Source organism: Vibrio sp. Vb0937 (assembly GCF_033338855.1).
Window position 1 is genome coordinate 1 of the sequence record NZ_JAWOTK010000383.1, and the last position, 1,107, is coordinate 1,107.

Consider the following 1,107-nt stretch of genomic DNA (forward strand, 5'->3'; position numbering starts at 1 on the left):
AATTTGATCACGGACATCGAAGGAATTGGCGCATGAAAGTCCGGATATAGCTGTCCCATCAGTGATTCCGTAAACTGTGGGTAACTGTTATCCAGACTTTGTCTTATCCGAGCGGTTAAAAAAGCACAACCTTCCAACAGACGTTCAACATGTGGGTCTTCAACTTGTTCTTCGCTGATACGTAACCTAGCCGCAATTTTAGGATATTGCTCGCCAAACTCTTGTCCTTTGTGTCGCAGATAGGCCAATTCACGATTGTAGTATTTTAGAAACTCTTCACTCATTTCGCTCGACTCAACTTCATTCCTAAGTTCACTGGCTCGACTTCCGAATTGAATTTCAACTCGTGGATGTCATTATCAATCAAACAAGTTGCGCTAATTTCTAACCGTAAGGTTCGATCTATCGCATTTTTTTCATCAGAAATTTGAACGTGCGGATTTCTTAACCGAGGTTCAAACTCCCGAATAGCTTCATAAACGATGTCACACAACTGACTTTGTCCATCTTGGCTGCTATAAGGCATTGAAGAAAAATCAGGTAACCCATAGTTCAGAATTGAGTATCTAACTTCTAAAAAGTCTTCGTGAATATTTTTCCAACCAATACGACTATTAAGCATCGACTCTAAGTCTCTTAACAAACCATTGAGCATGTGTTGCTGACTGACAGGAAAATCTTTTTCTTCTCTGGTAGTTGGGTCGCTATCAATCAACTTGTCTAGCAGTGAAACCGTTAAAGCCATAATTGCTCTTACGCCAACTCTTTTATTACTTGTAGATTTTGTAAGTCAGAAATCGGCAGCGCCATTTCACCGACAAGCCAACACTTCAGACCTAAACCTAAGTAAACTTCTTTGTCAGATGTTTGTTTCCAATCCGTTTCACGACCTAGTTTTTGAGCATCACTTTCTGAATCCACGTAAGTCATCGGCATATGGCCTTCACCTTCACCTAAACCGTCAATGTCAAACTCAACGGGGCGCCAAACACTTTCTAGCAAAGAGGTAGCAGATTTGATTTCTAAAGTGTTGATGCTAGCAATAGGGACGAGGAAGTAGTTGCCTGCGGTAGAAAACAGCTCAATGTAACCACCTAAACGATCATC

3 protein-coding genes are annotated in these 1,107 nt (G+C 41.1%); all 3 read right to left on the reverse strand.

Annotated features, from left to right (window positions below; translation table 11 throughout):
- Positions 1–284, reverse strand: a 284-nt coding sequence (locus R7P67_RS25885; protein WP_318086463.1) for a type VI secretion system baseplate subunit TssF, incomplete at its 3' end; no start/stop codon positions are given.
- On the reverse strand, positions 281–745 hold the full coding sequence (tssE, locus tag R7P67_RS25890) for a type VI secretion system baseplate subunit TssE (protein WP_015313304.1): 465 nt from the start codon (positions 743–745) through the stop codon (positions 281–283). The genes R7P67_RS25885 and tssE, both read right to left, overlap by 4 nt.
- Positions 746–753: 8 nt before the next feature.
- A partial coding sequence (locus R7P67_RS25895) for a type VI secretion system accessory protein TagJ (RefSeq protein WP_318086464.1) occupies positions 754–1,107 on the reverse strand: 354 nt, incomplete at its 5' end.

What these genes read in the sequence shown, in the direction of transcription:
- tssE (WP_015313304.1), bottom strand. Translation starts at nt 745, where the DNA reads ATGGCTTTAACGGTTTCACTGCTAGACAAGTTGATTGATAGCGACCCA.